This is a genomic window from Streptomyces sp. AF1A (assembly GCF_047340315.1).
In the GTDB taxonomy this organism is placed as follows: domain Bacteria; phylum Actinomycetota; class Actinomycetes; order Streptomycetales; family Streptomycetaceae; genus Streptomyces.
Window position 1 is genome coordinate 1 of record NZ_JBLEBI010000157.1, and the last position, 16,448, is coordinate 16,448.

At 72.6% G+C, this 16,448-nt stretch carries 14 protein-coding genes and 1 pseudogene; 11 read left to right on the forward strand and 4 right to left on the reverse strand.

Annotated features, from left to right (window positions below):
- Nucleotides 1-70 precede the first annotated feature (70 nt).
- Both ACLU3S_RS29230 and ppgK read left to right on the forward strand, forming a co-directional pair.
- Nucleotides 71-1,087, forward strand: a complete 1,017-nt coding sequence (locus ACLU3S_RS29230; RefSeq protein WP_413954965.1) for a 4-hydroxy-3-methylbut-2-enyl diphosphate reductase — start codon at nt 71-73, stop codon at nt 1,085-1,087.
- Nucleotides 1,088-1,116: 29 nt separating this feature from the next.
- Nucleotides 1,117-1,863, forward strand: coding sequence for a polyphosphate--glucose phosphotransferase (ppgK, locus tag ACLU3S_RS29235; RefSeq protein WP_413954966.1), 747 nt, complete (start codon nt 1,117-1,119; stop codon nt 1,861-1,863).
- A gap of 292 nt (nt 1,864-2,155) precedes the next feature.
- On the opposite strand, the gene ACLU3S_RS29240 is transcribed toward ppgK, so the two are convergent.
- A complete protein-coding gene (locus tag ACLU3S_RS29240; protein WP_413954967.1) occupies nt 2,156-2,704 on the reverse strand; it encodes a DUF6542 domain-containing protein in 549 nt (182 codons plus the stop codon).
- Nucleotides 2,705-2,893: 189 nt separating this feature from the next.
- Between ACLU3S_RS29240 and ychF the strand changes: the two genes are divergently transcribed.
- From ychF to ACLU3S_RS29255, 3 genes are all read left to right on the forward strand, one after another.
- A complete protein-coding gene (gene ychF / locus ACLU3S_RS29245) occupies nt 2,894-3,982 on the forward strand; it encodes a redox-regulated ATPase YchF (protein WP_413954968.1) in 1,089 nt (362 codons plus the stop codon).
- Nucleotides 3,983-4,095: 113 nt separating this feature from the next.
- On the forward strand, nt 4,096-4,263 hold the full coding sequence (locus ACLU3S_RS29250) for a hypothetical protein (RefSeq protein WP_413954978.1): 168 nt from the start codon (nt 4,096-4,098) through the stop codon (nt 4,261-4,263).
- Nucleotides 4,245-4,658 (forward strand): PIN domain-containing protein, encoded by a 414-nt coding sequence (locus ACLU3S_RS29255; RefSeq protein ID WP_413954969.1) that lies wholly within the window; start codon nt 4,245-4,247, stop codon nt 4,656-4,658. Before ACLU3S_RS29250 ends, ACLU3S_RS29255 begins: the two co-directional genes overlap by 19 nt.
- Before the next feature lie 984 nt (nt 4,659-5,642).
- Here ACLU3S_RS29255 and ACLU3S_RS29260 read toward each other — a convergent pair.
- A complete protein-coding gene (locus ACLU3S_RS29260) occupies nt 5,643-5,915 on the reverse strand; it encodes a hypothetical protein (RefSeq protein ID WP_413954970.1) in 273 nt (90 codons plus the stop codon).
- Between the two features lie 255 nt (nt 5,916-6,170).
- Between ACLU3S_RS29260 and ACLU3S_RS29265 the strand changes: the two genes are divergently transcribed.
- The gene (locus ACLU3S_RS29265) at nt 6,171-8,885 is read left to right on the forward strand and encodes an ATP-binding protein (protein WP_413954971.1); all 2,715 of its coding nucleotides are present in this window, start codon (nt 6,171-6,173) and stop codon (nt 8,883-8,885) included.
- A gap of 133 nt (nt 8,886-9,018) precedes the next feature.
- On the opposite strand, the gene ACLU3S_RS29270 is transcribed toward ACLU3S_RS29265, so the two are convergent.
- Nucleotides 9,019-10,212, reverse strand: a complete 1,194-nt coding sequence (locus tag ACLU3S_RS29270) for a serpin family protein (RefSeq protein WP_413954972.1) — start codon at nt 10,210-10,212, stop codon at nt 9,019-9,021.
- Nucleotides 10,213-10,480: 268 nt separating this feature from the next.
- Between ACLU3S_RS29270 and ACLU3S_RS29275 the strand changes: the two genes are divergently transcribed.
- The 5 genes from ACLU3S_RS29275 (at nt 10,481) to ACLU3S_RS29295 (ending at nt 15,954) form a co-directional block, all read left to right on the forward strand.
- On the forward strand, nt 10,481-11,233 hold the full coding sequence (locus ACLU3S_RS29275; RefSeq protein ID WP_413954973.1) for a GntR family transcriptional regulator: 753 nt from the start codon (nt 10,481-10,483) through the stop codon (nt 11,231-11,233).
- A gap of 414 nt (nt 11,234-11,647) precedes the next feature.
- Complete coding sequence (locus ACLU3S_RS29280; RefSeq protein ID WP_413954974.1) at nt 11,648-11,839, forward strand: SPOR domain-containing protein; 192 nt, start codon at nt 11,648-11,650, stop codon at nt 11,837-11,839.
- A gap of 48 nt (nt 11,840-11,887) precedes the next feature.
- On the forward strand, nt 11,888-12,295 hold the full coding sequence (locus tag ACLU3S_RS29285; protein ID WP_413954977.1) for a (deoxy)nucleoside triphosphate pyrophosphohydrolase: 408 nt from the start codon (nt 11,888-11,890) through the stop codon (nt 12,293-12,295).
- Nucleotides 12,296-12,661: 366 nt separating this feature from the next.
- Nucleotides 12,662-13,090 carry an ATP-binding protein gene (locus ACLU3S_RS29290; RefSeq protein ID WP_413954975.1) on the forward strand — a complete coding sequence of 143 codons (429 nt, stop codon included), beginning with the start codon at nt 12,662-12,664 and terminating at the stop codon, nt 13,088-13,090.
- A gap of 275 nt (nt 13,091-13,365) precedes the next feature.
- Nucleotides 13,366-15,954 (forward strand): SpoIIE family protein phosphatase, encoded by a 2,589-nt coding sequence (locus ACLU3S_RS29295; RefSeq protein ID WP_413954976.1) that lies wholly within the window; start codon nt 13,366-13,368, stop codon nt 15,952-15,954.
- A gap of 95 nt (nt 15,955-16,049) precedes the next feature.
- Here ACLU3S_RS29295 and ACLU3S_RS29300 read toward each other — a convergent pair.
- A pseudogene (locus ACLU3S_RS29300) lies at nt 16,050-16,448 on the reverse strand (hypothetical protein); the annotation flags it as partial.

The following is a 16,448-nucleotide window of genomic DNA, read 5'->3' on the forward strand; positions in this document are numbered from 1 at the left end:
CCGGCCCGGCACACGGTCCCCGGCGCCGCAACCGGCAGGCGATCCGGGCGGCGCTCAACGCGGCCTTACGATGGGACGCATGACCGCTTCGCCTGGCCGCCGTGTCCTGCTCGCCGCCCCCCGGGGCTACTGCGCCGGTGTGGACCGCGCCGTGATCGCCGTCGAGAAGGCCCTGGAACAGTACGGGGCCCCGATCTACGTCCGGCACGAGATCGTCCACAACAAGTACGTCGTGCAGACCCTGGAGAAGAAGGGCGCCGTCTTCGTCGAGCGGACGGAGGAGGTGCCGCCCGGCAACATCGTCATGTTCTCGGCGCACGGCGTCGCCCCGGTCGTGCACGAGGAGGCCGAGCGGGGCCGGCTCGCCACCATCGACGCCACCTGCCCCCTGGTCACCAAGGTCCACAAGGAAGCCGTCCGGTACGCCAAGGAGGACTACGACATCCTCCTGATCGGTCACGAGGGCCACGAGGAGGTCATCGGCACCTCCGGCGAGGCCCCCGACCACATCCAGCTGGTCGACGGCCCCGAGGACGTGGCCAAGGTCGAGGTCCGCGACCCGTCGAAGGTCGTCTGGCTGTCCCAGACCACCCTCTCCGTCGACGAGACCATGGAGACCGTCGACGCCCTGAAGACCAAGTTCCCGGGCCTGGTCTCGCCGCCCAGCGACGACATCTGCTACGCCACGCAGAACCGTCAGCTCGCGGTGAAGCAGATGGGCGCCGAGGCCGACCTGGTCATCGTCGTCGGCTCGCGCAACTCCTCCAACTCCAAGCGGCTGGTCGAGGTCGCCAAGCTCGCCGGCGCCCGCGACGCCCACCTGGTGGACTTCGCCGACGAGATCGACGAGGCCTGGCTGGAGGGCGTGACGACGGTCGGCGTCACCTCCGGCGCCTCCGTGCCCGAGGTGCTGGTCGAGCAGGTCCTCCAGTGGCTCGCCGAGCGCGGCTACGCGGACGTGGAGATCGTCAAGGCCGCCGAGGAGTCGATCACCTTCTCGCTGCCCAAGGAGCTGCGCCGCGACCTGCGCGAGGAGGCGGCCGCCCTGGCCGCCGAGCGCGGCGGGAGCGGCGCCTCGGACGCGTGACCGTCCGTGGTCCGTCGTAACGTGGAGCCATGCAGATCTTCGGCGTGGACATCGGCGGATCCGGGATCAAGGGCGCCCCTGTGGACCTGGACAGGGGCGACCTGGCGAAGGAGCGCTGCAAGGTGCTCACCCCGCACCCTGCGACGCCCGACGGCGTGGCCGACGGGGTGAAGCAGGTCATCGACCACTTCGGCTGGACGGGTCCGGTCGGCCTCACCTTCCCCGGGGTGGTCACCGGCGGCGCCATGGTCCGCACGGCGGCGAACGTCGACAAGAGCTGGGTCGACACCGATGCGCGCGCGTTGTTCACCAGCAGACTGGGCGGCCTGCCCGTGACCGTCGTCAACGACGCGGACGCGGCGGGCGTCGCCGAGATGCAGTTCGGCGCCGGGCGGGGCCGCACGGGCACGGTCATCGTGCTCACCTTCGGCACCGGCATCGGCAGCGCCGTCTTCGTGGACGGCGGCCTGGTCCCGAACACCGAGCTGGGCCACCTGGAGCTGGAGGGCCACGAGGCCGAGAAGCGCGCCTCCAGCAAGGCCAAGGAGGACCACGAGCTGAGCTGGGAGCAGTGGGCGCGCCGCGTCCAGAAGTACCTGGCCCACGTGGAGATGCTGTTCTCGCCGGAGCTGTTCATCATCGGCGGCGGAGTCAGCCGCAAGGCCGACAAGTTCCTGCGCCACATCCGGGGCATCCAGGCCCCGATCGTCCCCGCGCAGTTGCAGAACAACGCGGGCATCGTGGGAGCGGCGATGAGAGCGGCACAGCACGCCTAGGGTCTGGCCGCTGTCCGGGCCCGCTGCGCCGGGCCGGCTGCCGGCGCGGTTCGCGCGCCTGGGGTCCGGCCGCTGCCCCGGGCCCGCTGTCGGTGTCCCCGCACGCTTGGGCGTGGTCGCTGCTCGGGCCCGCTGTCGTTGCTCGGGCCCGCTGTCGGCGCTCGGGCCGGATGCGTCGCGCGCGCGGGGTCTCATGGGGCTCGGGCCCGCTGTCGGCGCCGCTGTACGCCTGGGCCGCGCCCCCTCCTCAGGACCGCTGCTGGCGCCGCTGGACGCCTGGGTCGGCCGCCGCTCAGGCCCGCTGCCGGCGCCGTCGCACCCACAGCGCCCGGCGTACGAGCACGATCAGACCGGCGATGAGCGTCCCCCCGTAGAGCCAGCCCGCCTGGGTGGCGAGCCCGGTGACCAGCCCCATCAGGCGGCCGAGCATCCCCCCGCCCCCGTCGGCGACGGCGAGCAGGCCGACGGCGAACGCGATGGGCACGACCACGGGCGCGGTCAGCACGTCCCCGGTCCGGACCCACAGCGCGGTCAGCACGCACACCGGCAGGAACAGCACGCCGTACACCCGCAGCGACCCGTCGAGGAACAACTGGTCCAGGCAGCCGAGCAGGAACATCGCGGCCACGCAGAACAGCCCGCAGCCGAGCCCGGTGAGCCGGGGGACCGGCAGCCGCCTGCCCGGGGGCGCGGCCCGTGGGCCCCGTGCCTGCCGTATGGGGCGTCCCGCCCCGTCCGCCCGCCCGCCGGACGGCCCGCGCCGGGCCTGCGGCGGCAGGTGGGCGGGCGGCGTGCGACGTCGCCGTCCGTCGTCGGGGGGTCGCGACCTGTGTTGCTCCATTGGACCAACTTAGGTCTGCTTATGTGCCGAATCGCCACCCAGACACGCCGATGCGCGGAGCTTGGCCGGGGGATCGACGCTCCCGGGAGGCGGCCCGCCGGAACGCCGTAGACTGGTGGATCGGCCAGTGTCTCCCCTGGCCCTGACCGCCCCTAGCTCCTGGCCCTCTCATTCACGGGAAGTCGCAACGTGTCGCTCACGATCGGAATCGTCGGCCTGCCCAACGTCGGCAAGTCGACCCTGTTCAACGCCCTGACCAAGAACGACGTGCTGGCGGCCAACTACCCGTTCGCCACGATCGAGCCGAACGTCGGCGTGGTCGGCGTCCCCGACGCCCGCCTCGCCCAGCTGGCGTCGATCTTCAAGTCGGAGCGCATCCTTCCGGCCACGGTGGACTTCGTGGACATCGCCGGCATCGTGCGCGGCGCCTCCGAGGGCGAGGGCCTTGGCAACAAGTTCCTCGCGAACATCCGGGAGTCCGACGCGATCTGCCAGGTCATCCGCGCCTTCAAGGACGAGAACGTCGTCCACGTCGACGGCAAGGTCTCGCCCAAGGACGACATCGAGACGATCAACACCGAGCTGATCCTCGCCGACCTGCAGACCATCGAGAAGGTCCTGCCCCGGCTCCAGAAGGAGTCGAGGATCAAGAAGGACGTCGCGCCGAAGGTCAAGGCGGTCGAGGAGGCCAAGGAGATCCTGGAGAAGGGCGACACCCTCTTCGCGCACGGCATCGTCCAGGGCAGCGAGCGCGCCGAGCTCCTGCACGACCTGCACCTGCTCACCACGAAGCCGTTCCTCTACGTCTTCAACGTCGACGAGGAGGAACTGGTCGACGAGGAGTTCAAGAACGAGCAGCGCGCCCTGGTCGCCCCGGCCGAGGCCATCTTCCTCAACGCCAAGCTGGAGGCGGACCTCGCCGAGCTGGACGAGGAGGAGGCCCTGGAGCTCCTGGAGTCCGTCGGCCAGCACGAGCCGGGCCTCGCCACCCTCGCCCGCGTCGGCTTCGCGACCCTCGGCCTGCAGACCTACCTGACGGCCGGCCCCAAGGAGTCCCGCGCCTGGACCATCAAGAAGGGCGCCACGGCCCCCGAGGCGGCCGGCGTCATCCACACCGACTTCCAGAAGGGCTTCATCAAGGCCGAGGTCATCTCCTTCGAGGACCTGGTCGCGACCGGCTCGGTCGCCGAGGCCCGCGCGAAGGGCAAGGCGCGGATGGAGGGCAAGGACTACGTGATGCAGGACGGGGATGTGGTGGAGTTCCGCTTCAATGTGTAGCGGGTGACCTGTCACCACGTCACTGATCTGGCAAACATGCAGGTCAGATGGGGTCCGACTCCTCGGAGTCGGGCCCTTGCTCTTTTCCCGTGCTGGGATCGTGCCGGGATGGGATGAGAAGCCCGTGCTGGGTTCCGGGCGGAGATCCGGCGGTCCTGGACGAGTACCTGGCGGACTACGAGAGCCGCAAGGGGCCGGTCTCGGAGTCCGCTCGTCAGCGGGCGCGGCAGGTCTTCGACGAGGTGTTCGCCGAGGAGGCCGAGTGGCCCGCCGCAGGCTGAGCCATGAGGGGACGCTGGTCCTCGACAGCGAGGGACTCTCGAAGCTGCTCGCCGACGACGAGCAGGTGGTGGCTCTGATCGCTGAGGCGCGCGCGCGTGGCATGGAGGTCGTGATCAGTGCGCTCACCATCATCGAAGCCGTCCACGCCCGTACGAACAAGCCCCGCCTGAATGGGGTGCTTTCCGGTCTGCGGGTCGTCCCGGTCGGTGACGAGGAGGCGAGGGCGGCCTCGAAGTTGCTGACGAATGCCGGGTTGCACGGACACAAGTACGCGATCGATGCGGCCGTCGCCGAGGCCGCGCTGCGACAGCACCGCCCCGTGGTCATGCTGACTTCCGACATTGACGACGTGGCCAAGCTGTGCGGCGAGCGGGTCCGACTCGTGGCGGTGTGATTTCCCCCGGTCCGCTTTCTGCCGTTCGGTGAGATGCTGCCGCCGTTTATCGGTGAGGTGGGCGCTCCAATGCCCGTGGCGTTCGGTCACTTTCATGAGCCCTCGGTTCTGCAGGGCCTGTCCGCTGGTCTTGTACGTGCTGTCCCGCCAGGCTCCGTCGACCCCTTGGCCCACCCAGATGAGCACGGCCTGCTGCCGCCCGTTGAGCCCGGCCCATGTAGCCTCCCGCCGTTCCCTCGATGTGCTGCCCCGGAAACAATGCCCACGGCCCCTACGGCAATTCGGGGCTGCTGAGAGGACCCCTTCCGTACTCGGGTTCGACGTCGAGAGGGATCAGGTCGTGCTCTTCGCGGAGCCGTTTGTTCCACTGAGTGAGTCGCTTGCCGTCGTCAGAGGCGACGACAGGCACTTGCCCGTGCTGCATGGCCACTCCATGACGGTGGCAGGTGCCGTCCCCGCAGCGGATGAGAGAACATGTTGGCTGGCTGCCGGTGAGTTGCGAGAATGCGCCTGTTTGCCAGGAGGAGGGCATTTGTTCGTTTTCGTGTGTGCGGGACGCGGCGCCGAGTTGACCACCCCGCTGTCCCAGGTCGCACTGTCAGTCCACGCCCGTCGAAGCCTCCAGCGAGCCGGGCGGGCTCGCCATCGCCCTGCTCTTTGCCACCGTGCACCTGGCTGCCGAACCGGAGGACGCAAGCGGCCCGCATGCGAAGCGCCACCAGCGGCATCTCGGCCATGCCCGCCACGTCACACCCTCCGGCCACACCAGTGACCACGAGGCCCGAAGAACGCAGTCGACACCGCTGACCCCGGCCAGATGCCCCGCCACACCTCGCGGCGGGGCATCGGGTCCGGCTCAACGGCAGAGCTTCATGATGGTGTCGTCGAAGTCAGGGAACTCCTTCGCTGAGCCCTGGCCTTGTTTACGGCAACCTCCGCACCCCACGCGTCAGAACGCGGCCCGACAGCCGAGGGGGATGTGAGTCAGGTGGCTGGCGACGCGCACGCCAGGAACGGGCCGGCCGCCTTGCTCCAGGACTCGCCGCGGGCGAGTGCGGCTGCTCCCTCCGTGCGGAGCGACTCGACGACGGGCGAGAGGAAGTCCGTACGCCAGTGCCGTACGGCTTGCTCCTGCATCCCGCTCGCGTCGACGACCGCACCCACCCTCGCCTCGAGCACGGCCGCGCCCTCCGCGATGTCCTCACCGGTCCACTCGTCCATGCGGTCGGCCACCAGGGCCCAGGTCAGCTTGATCATGCGCGGGATCGTAGAGGCGACGGCGTCCGTGTGAGGTCTGATCCAGGGACACCGGAGGGCCGGCTCCTGAAGGGGCCGGCCCCGGCGTTCCGTTCAGCGACCCCGGAATCCCGGCAGGAAGTGGACACGCCGGGGTCGGGGGAGGCCGCCGCGCGGTCACCCGCAGGCAATTCCCCTGCATCCCTGCCGGGTAACTGTGCGTTTCGCTAGGCTCCTCACAGTGTCGGAACGGCGCGCAAGGGGAGGGCCACCGTCGTGGACGGACGCGATCGGCTGGGACAGCACCTCTACGAGCGCGAGAACGAGGTGACGGCCGCTCAGAACGCGGTGGAGAGGATATGCGCGGGCGCCGGTGACGGCGACGGCCCGCGGGGCGGGCTGCTGTTCTTCAGTGCCGCCGCGGGGCTGGGGAAGACGACCGTGCTGGGCGCGGTCCGGCGCATGGCCGCCGCGCGCGGCTGCACCGTGCTGTCCGCCCGGGGCAGCGAGCAGGAGCACACCGTCCCCTTCCACGTCGTGCGCCAGTTGCTGCAGCCCGTCCTCGCGTCCTGCACCGAGGCCGAGCGGCGGGAGATCTTCGGCGGGTGGTACGAGATCGCCGGTCCGGCCGTCGGCCTGTTCGCCCAGCAGACCGGCAGCGCCGTACCGGACCCGCAGGGCGTCCGGGACGGGCTGGACTGGGTCGTCACCCAGGTGGCCGTCCGCCGGGCGCCGGTCGTGCTCGTCCTCGACGACGCCCACTGGGGTGATCTGGAGTCACTCGCCTGGCTCGCCGCCTTCGCGGTGCGGGCGCAGGAACTGCCCGTGCTGGTGGTGCTCGGCTACCGCCCGGACGAAGTGCCCGAAGAGGCCCAGACGTTCCGCGAGTTGATCGACGGCCGCGGCGTACGCCCGATCCAGCTGCACGCCCTCAGTCCGGAGGCGGTGGGCGAACTGGTGCGCAGTTCGCTCGGGGAGAGCGCCGACGACGTCTTCTGCCGGGAGTGCTGGGTGGTCACCGGCGGCAACCCCTACGAGACCGTCGAACTCGTCGCCCGGGTCCAGGACCGGGGACTGACCCCGGACGCCGAGTCGCTTCCGCTGCTGCGCGAACTCGGCGCGAGCGCGCGCGGCACCGGGCTGGTCAAACGGCTGGAGAGCCTCGGCTCCGCCGCGGTCCGGCTCGCCTGGGCCGCCGCCGTGCTCGGCACCGAGATCTCCCCGGAGCTGGCCGCGGCGGTGGCGGGACTGCCGCCGGCCGAGGCGCAGAGCGCACTGGACCGGCTGCGCGTCGCCCGCATCCTCACCGGCACCCGGACCCTCGAGTTCATCCACCCGCTCATCGCCACCGCCGTGTACCAGGCGATCCCGCCGGCCACCCGCACGGCGCTGCACGGCCAGGCCGCCTGGGCCGTGGCCGACGCGGGCCTGGGCATCACGGCCGCCGCCCGGCACCTGCTGGAGACCCACCCCGAGGGCGACCCGCAGACCGTCCGGCAACTGCGCGCCGCCGCGCGCGAGAACCTCCGCCTGGGCGCGCCCGACGCCGCTCGCCGCTGTCTGGAGCGCGCGCTGCGCGAACCGCCGGCGCCCGAGGACCGTGCGGGCGTGCTCCACGAACTGGGCTGCTCCGCCCTGCTCACCGCCCCGGCCACCACCGTCAACCACCTCACCGCGGCCCTGGTGGAGCCCATCCTGGACCCCGCGCTGCGGGAGGACATCACCTTCCGGCTGGCCCAGGCGTTCGCCCACAACGACCAGCTCGCGAAGGCGGCCGAGGTCGTCGGCGCCGAGGTCGCCCGGGCGGAGTCCTCGCGGCCCCGGCTGCGCCTGCAGGCGGCGCACTATCTGTGGCTGGTCTTCGACGCGCACGAGGCGCAGGCTTCCGTGCGCTCCCGGCGGCTCGCGCGGCTTGCCGAGCGCCTGCCCGGGAAGGACATCGAGGAGCGGGCGCTGCTGTGCCTGCGCACCTGGGACGCGATGCTGCGCGGGGAGCCGGCCACGGGCATGCTCGCCGTCGCCGCGCGCTCCCTCGGACTGAGCTACACCGACCCGGACTGGGGCTTCGAACTGCCGAGCATGGCCGCGCTCAGCTACATGTACGCCGACGAGTGCGACCGCGCCGAGGAACTGTTCAGCTCGGCCATCGCCGAGTGCGAGCGGGTCGGCTGGGGCGGCGCCCACCTCTCCTTCGGCTTCACCCTCCTCGGCCTGGTCTGGTTCCGGCGCGGGATGCTCGGCAAGGCGGAGGACTGCGCGCGTGAGGGGGTGCGCCTGGCCGAGCGGGTGGGGCCCCGGGTCCCGGCCCAGTGGTATGCGGTCGGGCTGCTGCTGGACGTCCTGCTCTCCCGGGGCCGCGTCGAGGAGGCGCTTCGCGTCGCGGAGACGTACGACTTCGCGCCCCCGTATCCGAACGCGGTGGTCTTCCCCGACACCCAGACGGTCTACGGGCGGCTGCTGCTCGCCCAGGGCCGCCGCCGGGAGGCCGCCGACCAACTCGCCGCCGCCGGCAAGCGGTTGGAGGCCAAGGGCATCCTCAACCCCACCTGGTGCCCCTGGGCCGGGCATCTCGCCGTCGCCGTCGCCGACGAGGACCCCGGGCGCGCCCGGGCCCTGGCGGCCCAGATGCTGGGCCGGGCGGAGCAGTTCGGCACGCCGACCGCCATCGGTGAGGCGCTGGGCTTCGGCGCGGCGGTGGCCGACGCCGAGGACGTCCTGCCGCTGCGGGAGCGCGCCGTGGAGGTACTGAGCCGGTCCCCGAACCAGCACGCGTACGCGGAGGCGCTGATCGACCTCGGCGCCGCGCTCAGAGGCGGTGGCCGCACCGGCAGGGTGGCCGAGCTGCTGTTCAAGGGCATCGAACTGGCCGACCGCTGCGGCGCCGACCGCCTCGCCGACCGAGGCCGCGCGGAGCTGGCCCAGGCGGGACTGAGGCTGAACGGGCAACGCGCGCTGGTGCAGGGCGGGAAGAGCGCCGCGGGGCAGGGGTGACCCAGGGCGCGGCAACCCCCGCGCCGGCCGCACTGGGTGCCTTGTGTCAGGGTCCTGGCGGCGGTACGACTCCCCGTCCGTCCGCGTGCGGGCCGTAGCGCGTGCCCTGGATCAGGGGCCCGGGGCGGTACGACTACGCGTAACCCGGCATCGGGTACGGCGCCGGCTCCGTCACCCAGCCCGCCATGAGCGCCAGGCGGGACTCGCGGTCGACGGCGAGGAAGCCGAAGGGGCGGTCGAAGGCGACGCGGACCACCGTGGTCTCGTAGCGGTACCGGGGCGGGGCGCTGCCGTAGGTCTCCGGGACCGCCGTCACCGCCCCCGCGCGGAAGCCGAGGGCGCCGAACCGGGCCACGGCCGACTGGCGTGCCTCGCCGACGGCCAGGGGATGGTCGCTCACGCCGGGGAAGTGACCGAAACGCGGGTCCGTCGCCGCCGTGAGGCCGAACAGGTGCGGCAGGGCGAGCAGGTCGTGGTCGGCGCGCACCTCGTACGCCACGGTCCGCACGTCGAGCGCCGTCGGCTCCGGGGCGACGGCCGGCTGCTGCTCCACGTGCAGGCCCGGACCGACGTGCCCGTGCGGCAGCGCACCGCCCGGCGTGAGCGCGAGCGTGCGCTCCACGACGCCCACCCCGGCCGCCAGGACCTGCCCGGGCGTCAACCGCTCCTCACCGAGCAGGAGATGGACGTCGATCCCGTTGTCGCCGGGCACCGTCAGGGCCGTGACGAAGCCGTCCGGGGTGCCCGTCACGCCCACCCGGTCCGGCCGTACGCCGCGCCGGTGCAGGCCGCGCAGGGTACGGCCGCGCCACGGTCCGGCGTCCGGACTGAGCGGCAGCTCCGTGAAGGGCTGCCGCCAGGTGGTGCGCAGGGCGAGCGCGGCGGCCAGCACCATCCGCGTCTCCCGGGTCAGCGTCACCGGCATGCGCTCGACAAGACCGCCGGTCCGCTCGGCCGTCCAGGCGTCCAGCCGTTCCTGCGCGGTGACGAGGTCGTCCCCGAACACCGCGTGCGTGCCGGTCGGCAGCCCGGACCGCCACTCCTCCCGCAAGGGCAGCCTGTGGTGCGTCCACAGGCCGAGCGCCGCGTCCAGGCCGGACACCGATTGCAGCCCCGCCGGCAACTCCCGCGCGGCGGCGGCCGCGTGCTCGGCCGGCACACCGAGCGCGGCGGCCAGCTCGGCCCGCGCCGGGCCCGCCGCGCCGTCGGCCAGGAAGGCCAGCAGCGGCCACACCCCGGCTGCCGAGAAGACCGTGCCGCCCTGTGCGGTCGCCGCCGCCCACCTCGCGGTGAGCCCGTTCACCGCACGGACGACCGTGTCGCCCACCCGGTTCCCCACCCTCGTAGCACCCCCCGTTCGTACGCCAGTTCAGAAACCGGCTCCCTGAGCACCGTACCGGTGCCGCCTGTCGTCCCCGATCGGCACCGGCCACCTCGGAGGTGTGCGAGACCCCCTATAGAGGGCAGAAACTCCCTGGGCAAAGCCCCCGCGGGCCGCATGTCATCACATCGAGTGATTCTCTGGCCCTTACTTGCACGGGACAACCCACGGTTGCCAGGCTGTTGCTGTCTGTACAACCTGATGGGAGCGGCCAGTGACTTTCGGTGAGCAGCCGGCGTACCTGCGTGTCGCGGGTGATCTCCGCAAGAAGATCGTCGACGGTTCACTGCCGCCCCACACCCGGCTCCCCTCCCAGGCCCGCATCCGCGAGGAGTACGGCGTCTCGGACACGGTCGCGCTGGAGGCCCGCAAGGTACTGATGGCCGAGGGGCTGGTCGAGGGCCGCTCCGGCTCGGGGACGTACGTGCGCGAGCGGCCCGTGCCCCGGCGGGTGTCCCGCTCCGGTTACCGCCCGTCCAGCGGCGCCACCCCGTTCCGCCAGGAGCAGGCCGACGCCGCGGTGCGGGGCACCTGGGAGTCCAGCAGCGAGCAGGCCGAGGCCGGCGCGGCCATCGCCGAGCGGCTCGGGATCGAGGCCGGCGACCGGGTCATGCGCACCAAGTACCTGTTCCGCGAGGCCGGGGAGCCGATGATGCTCTCCACCTCCTGGGAGCCCCTCGCCCTCACCGGCCGCACCCCGGTGATGCTGCCCGAGGAGGGGCCGCTCGGCGGCATGGGCGTGGTCGAGCGCATGCGGGCCATCGACGTCATCGTGGACAACGTCACCGAGGAGGTCGGCGCCCGGCCGGGCCTGGCCGAGGAGTTGCACCTGCTCGGCGGCGTTCCCGGCCATGTGGTCCTGGTCGTCCAGCGCACCTACTACGCCTCGGGTCGCCCGGTGGAGACCGCCGACGTCGTGATCCCCGCCGACCGGTACCGGGTGGCGTACCACCTGCCCGTGAAGTGACGGCGGCCGCGGTGTGCGCCGGCCGCGTGAGGCAGCGCACACCCTGTCCGCCGGGCGGGCGGAATCCGCGCGGGCGCCCTCGCGGCCGCGCCCCGACCGGCCGCCGGAATCCGGCCGTTTCACCAGGTGATCCCGTGCCCCTCTGAGATGCCTCCAACACGAGGCCGCAGCGCTTTTGGGGGCGCATTCGGCCTCGTGCGCCCCCGACGTTCTGGCTGGTTGCGTACCTCTTTGTGAAAAGGCGTATTCGCTCCGTGAAGGTTGGGCGTACGCTCGGGCATATGCGGATTGCGGTTTCCTTGAGCGGGGCTCGGCGGGGGCCCGGGACGGCACGGTGGTCCCCCCGCGTGAGCGCCGTCGATCCTGGGGGAGGGTGGGGCGATGCCAGACCGGGCGACGGGGGTGGTGGGGGCCATGAGTGAGGGCACGGTCTCGCTGCCCTGGATCGTGATACGGCAGGACGACAACGGCAATCGCTACCGCGTGGGACGGTACGCGACGCGGGCCGAGGCCCAGAAGATCGCCGACAGCCTCGACGCTCGCGGCCACAAACAGCTGTACTGGGTCGAGCGCATCGGGCAGAACGGGGACGGCACCCGCAACTGACCTGCCACACAATCCCGTAGGCTCCGCCCCATGACGCCCATGACGCCCATGACGGAACGGATCGTGGTGGGGGCCGCCCTGCTCGACGGCGGCCGCCTGCTCGCCGCGCGCCGCAGCGCGCCGGCCGAACTGGCCGGACGTTGGGAACTGCCCGGCGGCAAGGTCGAGACGGGGGAGCGGCCGGACGACGCCCTGGCGCGCGAACTTCGCGAGGAGCTCGGCGTCGACGCGGAGGCCGTCGAGCGCGTCCCCGGGCAGTGGCCGCTGAGGGAGCCGTACGTCCTGCACGTCTGGACCGCCCGGCTGCGGCCCGGCTCACCCGCGCCCCGGCCCCTCCAGGACCACGACGAACTGCGCTGGCTCACCCCGGCCGACCTCTGGGACGTGTCCTGGCTCGACCAGGACGTTCCGGCGGTGCGGGAGGTCGCGGCACGCCTGGCCGGCGACGCCCGCTGAGCCCTGCGACCGTGCCGGGAGCAGACTGCACCTGATTCGCCCGCGTCGGGACCGGCGTCGGCGCCCCCTGAGCCTCCCCGCATCAGGCCGCGGCGTCGGCGCCTCCCACTCCTCCTCTTCCCGCATCCGGCGCCACGTGACGCCTGCCGGCGCCGCCCGCATCCCCGCATCCGTGCCGCGTGGCGTCGGCCGCGGCGGCGCCCGCATCCGGCGCGGCAGCGGCGCCGTGGGCTCATCGCGGCGTCGGTGGCGGCGGTACCTCCTCGTACGCCGTTCGTGGCACAGCGCGCCGGGCCGGACGGTACTGGCCACCGGATATCGGGTATGTGCCCATTAACCCCACTAACCCCATGAAACCGGACATGGGTGGGCTCGCTGGCCTGGGATGTGATCGGTGTGATCGACACCGAAGGCGACTGCGCCGAGTGGACCTTTCCCGCGGAACCCGATGCGGTGCGCACCGCCCGGGACGCGGTCCGCGGCAAGTTGCGCCGCTGGGACCTCGGCTGCGTCGCCGACCTCGCCGCGCTGCTCGTCAGTGAACTCGTCACCAACTCGCTGCGGCACGCCACCGGACCGATCGGCGTACGGCTGCTCAGGCCCTCCGAGCTCGACAGCGCCCTGCGGGTGGAGGTCTCCGACCCGCTCCCGGACATGCCGCGCAAGCGCGTCGCCGACCCCGAGGACGAGAGCGGGCGCGGCCTCCAACTGCTCGCCGGCTCCTCGCGCCGCTGGGGCACCCGGCCCGGCGCGAACGGAAAGACAGTCTGGTTCGAACTCGCGGTACCGGGCTGAGGGGAGCGCCCGGGGGAGCCCTCGCATGGGGTGTACATCCACCGATGCGCCGTCCACCGTGCGGCGCGCGCCCGCGGCGAGGTCCGCAACGGGTGGTTGGGCGACGTGTTCCCTGGTTAGAAGACTGGAAGTGTTCTCACGGACCGGTCCGAAAAACACCTGGACCGAGCTGTGATCGTGAACACCGTGTCGTGCGGCGCCGTAGTGCTGGATACTGCGGGCAGCCGCCCCCGGTGACCGGTGCCGGACGCGGTGAGCTGGAGGGGACGGTTCGCGTGAGCGAGATACCAGCGAGGGCCACGGAGTCGGAGGGCTCTTCGGACGGCGCGAGGAGCCGGACCGCGGAGGGTGTGGCGGCACCCGGGGACGCCATGTGGCAGAGCAGCCCGCCCGGCTCGATGTACGACTACATCAAGGTGGCGTCCTTCTCCATCGGGCCGGACGGCCTGGTCGACCAGTGGAGCCTGCGCGCCGAGCAACTCTTCGGCATCCCCGCCGCACGCGCCGTCGGCATGGACCCCATAGAGGCGTTCGTCGACCCCGACCTGCGCGAGCGCGGCCAGCGCAAGATGGCCGAAATCCTCGACGGGCGCGAGTGGACCGGGGTGGTGCCCTTCCGGATGCCGGACACGGTGGACGGCGGGCGTGGCGAGGAGGCCCTGGCCGAGGTCTATGTGATGCCCACGCGGACCGCGGAGGGCGACAAGGCCGCCGTGTGCATCGTCGTGGACGTCCGCACCCTGCGCAGGATCGAGACGGACCTCGCCGCCTCGCAAGCGATTTTCGGTCAATCCCCGTTCGGTTTCCTCCTGATCGACACCGACCTCAAGGTCCGCCGCGCCAACGAGAGATTCGCCTCCATCTTCGGCGGAACCCCGGACGACCACCGGGGCAAGGGAGTTCACGACTACCTCATGCGCGGTGAGGCCGAGCGGGTTTCGGCCACCCTGCGGCGGGTCCTGGAGAGCGGCGAGTCCATCACCGACATGCACGTGACGGGCTTCGTGCCGGGCTCCGAGGAACGCCGGCACTGGTCCGTCAACCTCTACCGCGTGCACAGCGGCAGCGGCCGGCCGATCGGCATCGCCTGGCTCGGCACCGACATCACCGCCCGCCGCGCCGCCGCCCGGGAGGCCGCCGCCGCCCGGCGCAACCTCGCCCTGCTCAACGAGGCGGGCGCCCGCATCGGCAACTCGCTCGACCTGGAGACCACGGCCCGCGAACTCCTGGACGTCGTCGTCCCCGGCTTCTGCGACCTCGCGACCGTCGACCTCTACCAGGGGCTGCTGGCCGGCGACGAGGCCCCGCCCGGCCTCGCCGACGGAAGCGCCGAACTGCGCCGCGTCGCCTTCGCCAGCGCCGTCTCCGACGCGCCCTTCGGCGGCTCCGGCGAACCCGTCGCGGTCGGCGCCGTCCACCACTTCCCCTTCAACTCGCCCTGCGCGGACGCCCTGCGCACCGCCCGCCCGCAGCACGTGCCCGCCGAGGAGGGCGGCCTGGTGCAGTCCACGCTGGCCGTGCCGATGGTCGCGCACGACACGGTCGTCGGCCTCGCGCAGTTCGCGCGGACCAAGGGCAGCGAGCCGTTCGGCGAGCGGGACCGGGAGCTCGCGGTGGAACTGGCCGCGCGCGCCGCGGTGTGCATCGACAACGCGCGCCTGTACCGCCGGGAGCACGAGCGGGCGTTGATACTGCAACGGTCCCTGCTCCCGCCCGGCGACCCGGAGGCGTCCGGGCTGGACATCGCCTGCCGCTATCTGCCGGGGAACGCGGCCACCGAGGTCGGCGGCGACTGGTTCGACGTCATCGAACTCCCCGGGCATCGCACGGCGCTGGTCGTCGGCGACGTGATGGGGCGCGGACTGCGGGCCGCGGTGGCCATGGGTGAACTCCGTACGGCCGTACGAACGTTGGCGCTGCTCGACCTGGAACCGGCCGAGGTGCTGTCCGCGCTGGACGAGATCGCGCGGGGCCTCGGCACGCCGGGCGGGGTCCAGCAGGCCACCCGTACGGCGCGTCAGCCGCGGGACGCCGACCTGTCCGAGGTGTACCTCGCGACGTGCGTGTACGCGGTGTACGACTCGGTGACCCGGCGCTGCACATTCGCCAACGCCGGCCATCTGCCGCCCGTCCTGGTCGAGCCCGGCGAGGCCGCGCTGATGCTGGACGTGCCGCCGGGCATGCCGCTCGGGGTCGGCGGCGAGCCCTTCGAGGAGGTGGAGGTCGAACTCCCCGAGGGCGCGCTGCTCGCGCTGTACACGGACGGCCTGGTCGAATCGCGCGACCATCCGCTGGACGAGGGGCTGCAGGCCTTCGTCGGGGCGCTCACCGATCCGGCCCAGCCGCTGGAGGACGTCTGCGACCACGTCCTCAACACCCTCGACACCCACCACGGCGAGGACGACATCGCGCTGCTGATGGCCCGGGTGCAGGGGCTGCCCGCCGAGTCCGTCGGCGACTGGACGCTGCCGCGGGAGCCGCGCAGTGTGGGGCGGGCCCGGGAGTACGCCCGTGGGCAGTTGCTCAGCTGGGATCTGGAACCGCTCGTCGACACCGCGGAGTTGCTCGTCAGCGAGCTGGTGACGAACGCGCTGCGGTACGGCGAGGGGGAGATCAGGCTGCGCCTGCTGCTGGACCGGACGCTGGTGTGCGAGGTGTGGGACTCCGGGTTGGTGCAGCCGCGGCGCCGGCGGGCGCGGGACACGGACGAGGGGGGCCGCGGGCTGCAGCTGGTCGGGTTGCTGAGCGCGGCGTGGGGTTCGCGGCGGACGCCGCGCGGCAAGACGGTGTGGTTCGAGCTGCCGCTGCCCGGCGGGGAGTCCAACCTCACGGACCCGGCGGAGGCGCTGCTGAGCCTGTTCTGAGACGGCCCGTTCATGGCGGTTCGGATGGGGCTGTGTCCGTCCCTCCCGCCCGTTCACGGCGGGCGGGATGGGGCTGTGCCCGGTTCGTCCGGCTGTCATGGAGTCGGGCTGCGTCTGCGGGCCCGCGTCTGCGGGCCGCCGAAGCTTGCCGGTGGACCGCCGTCCGGGTCGTCGCCCAGGAGGATGCCGCCGAGAACCGCACCGGCCACCCCGGCCGCGTCCCCGTCCGGCCCGGGGTAGGGATTCCCGCGCACCCGCACATCCCGCTCGGCCAATTCCCGCGCCTCCCGGGCCCCGGCATCGGCCTGCCACACCGCGTCCGCCTCCGCCCCGTGCCGGCCCCGGGCGCCGAACCGCCGTGTCGTATCCGCCCTCGCGCTCTGCAGGCGCCTGGCCACCGTCTGTCGTGCCGCGTCCGGTTCCGCAGCCCCGCGCTCCGCCGCGGACTGCCGTGCCTTGTCCGTGTCCGGCACGCCCTCGGCCTCGGCCCGTCG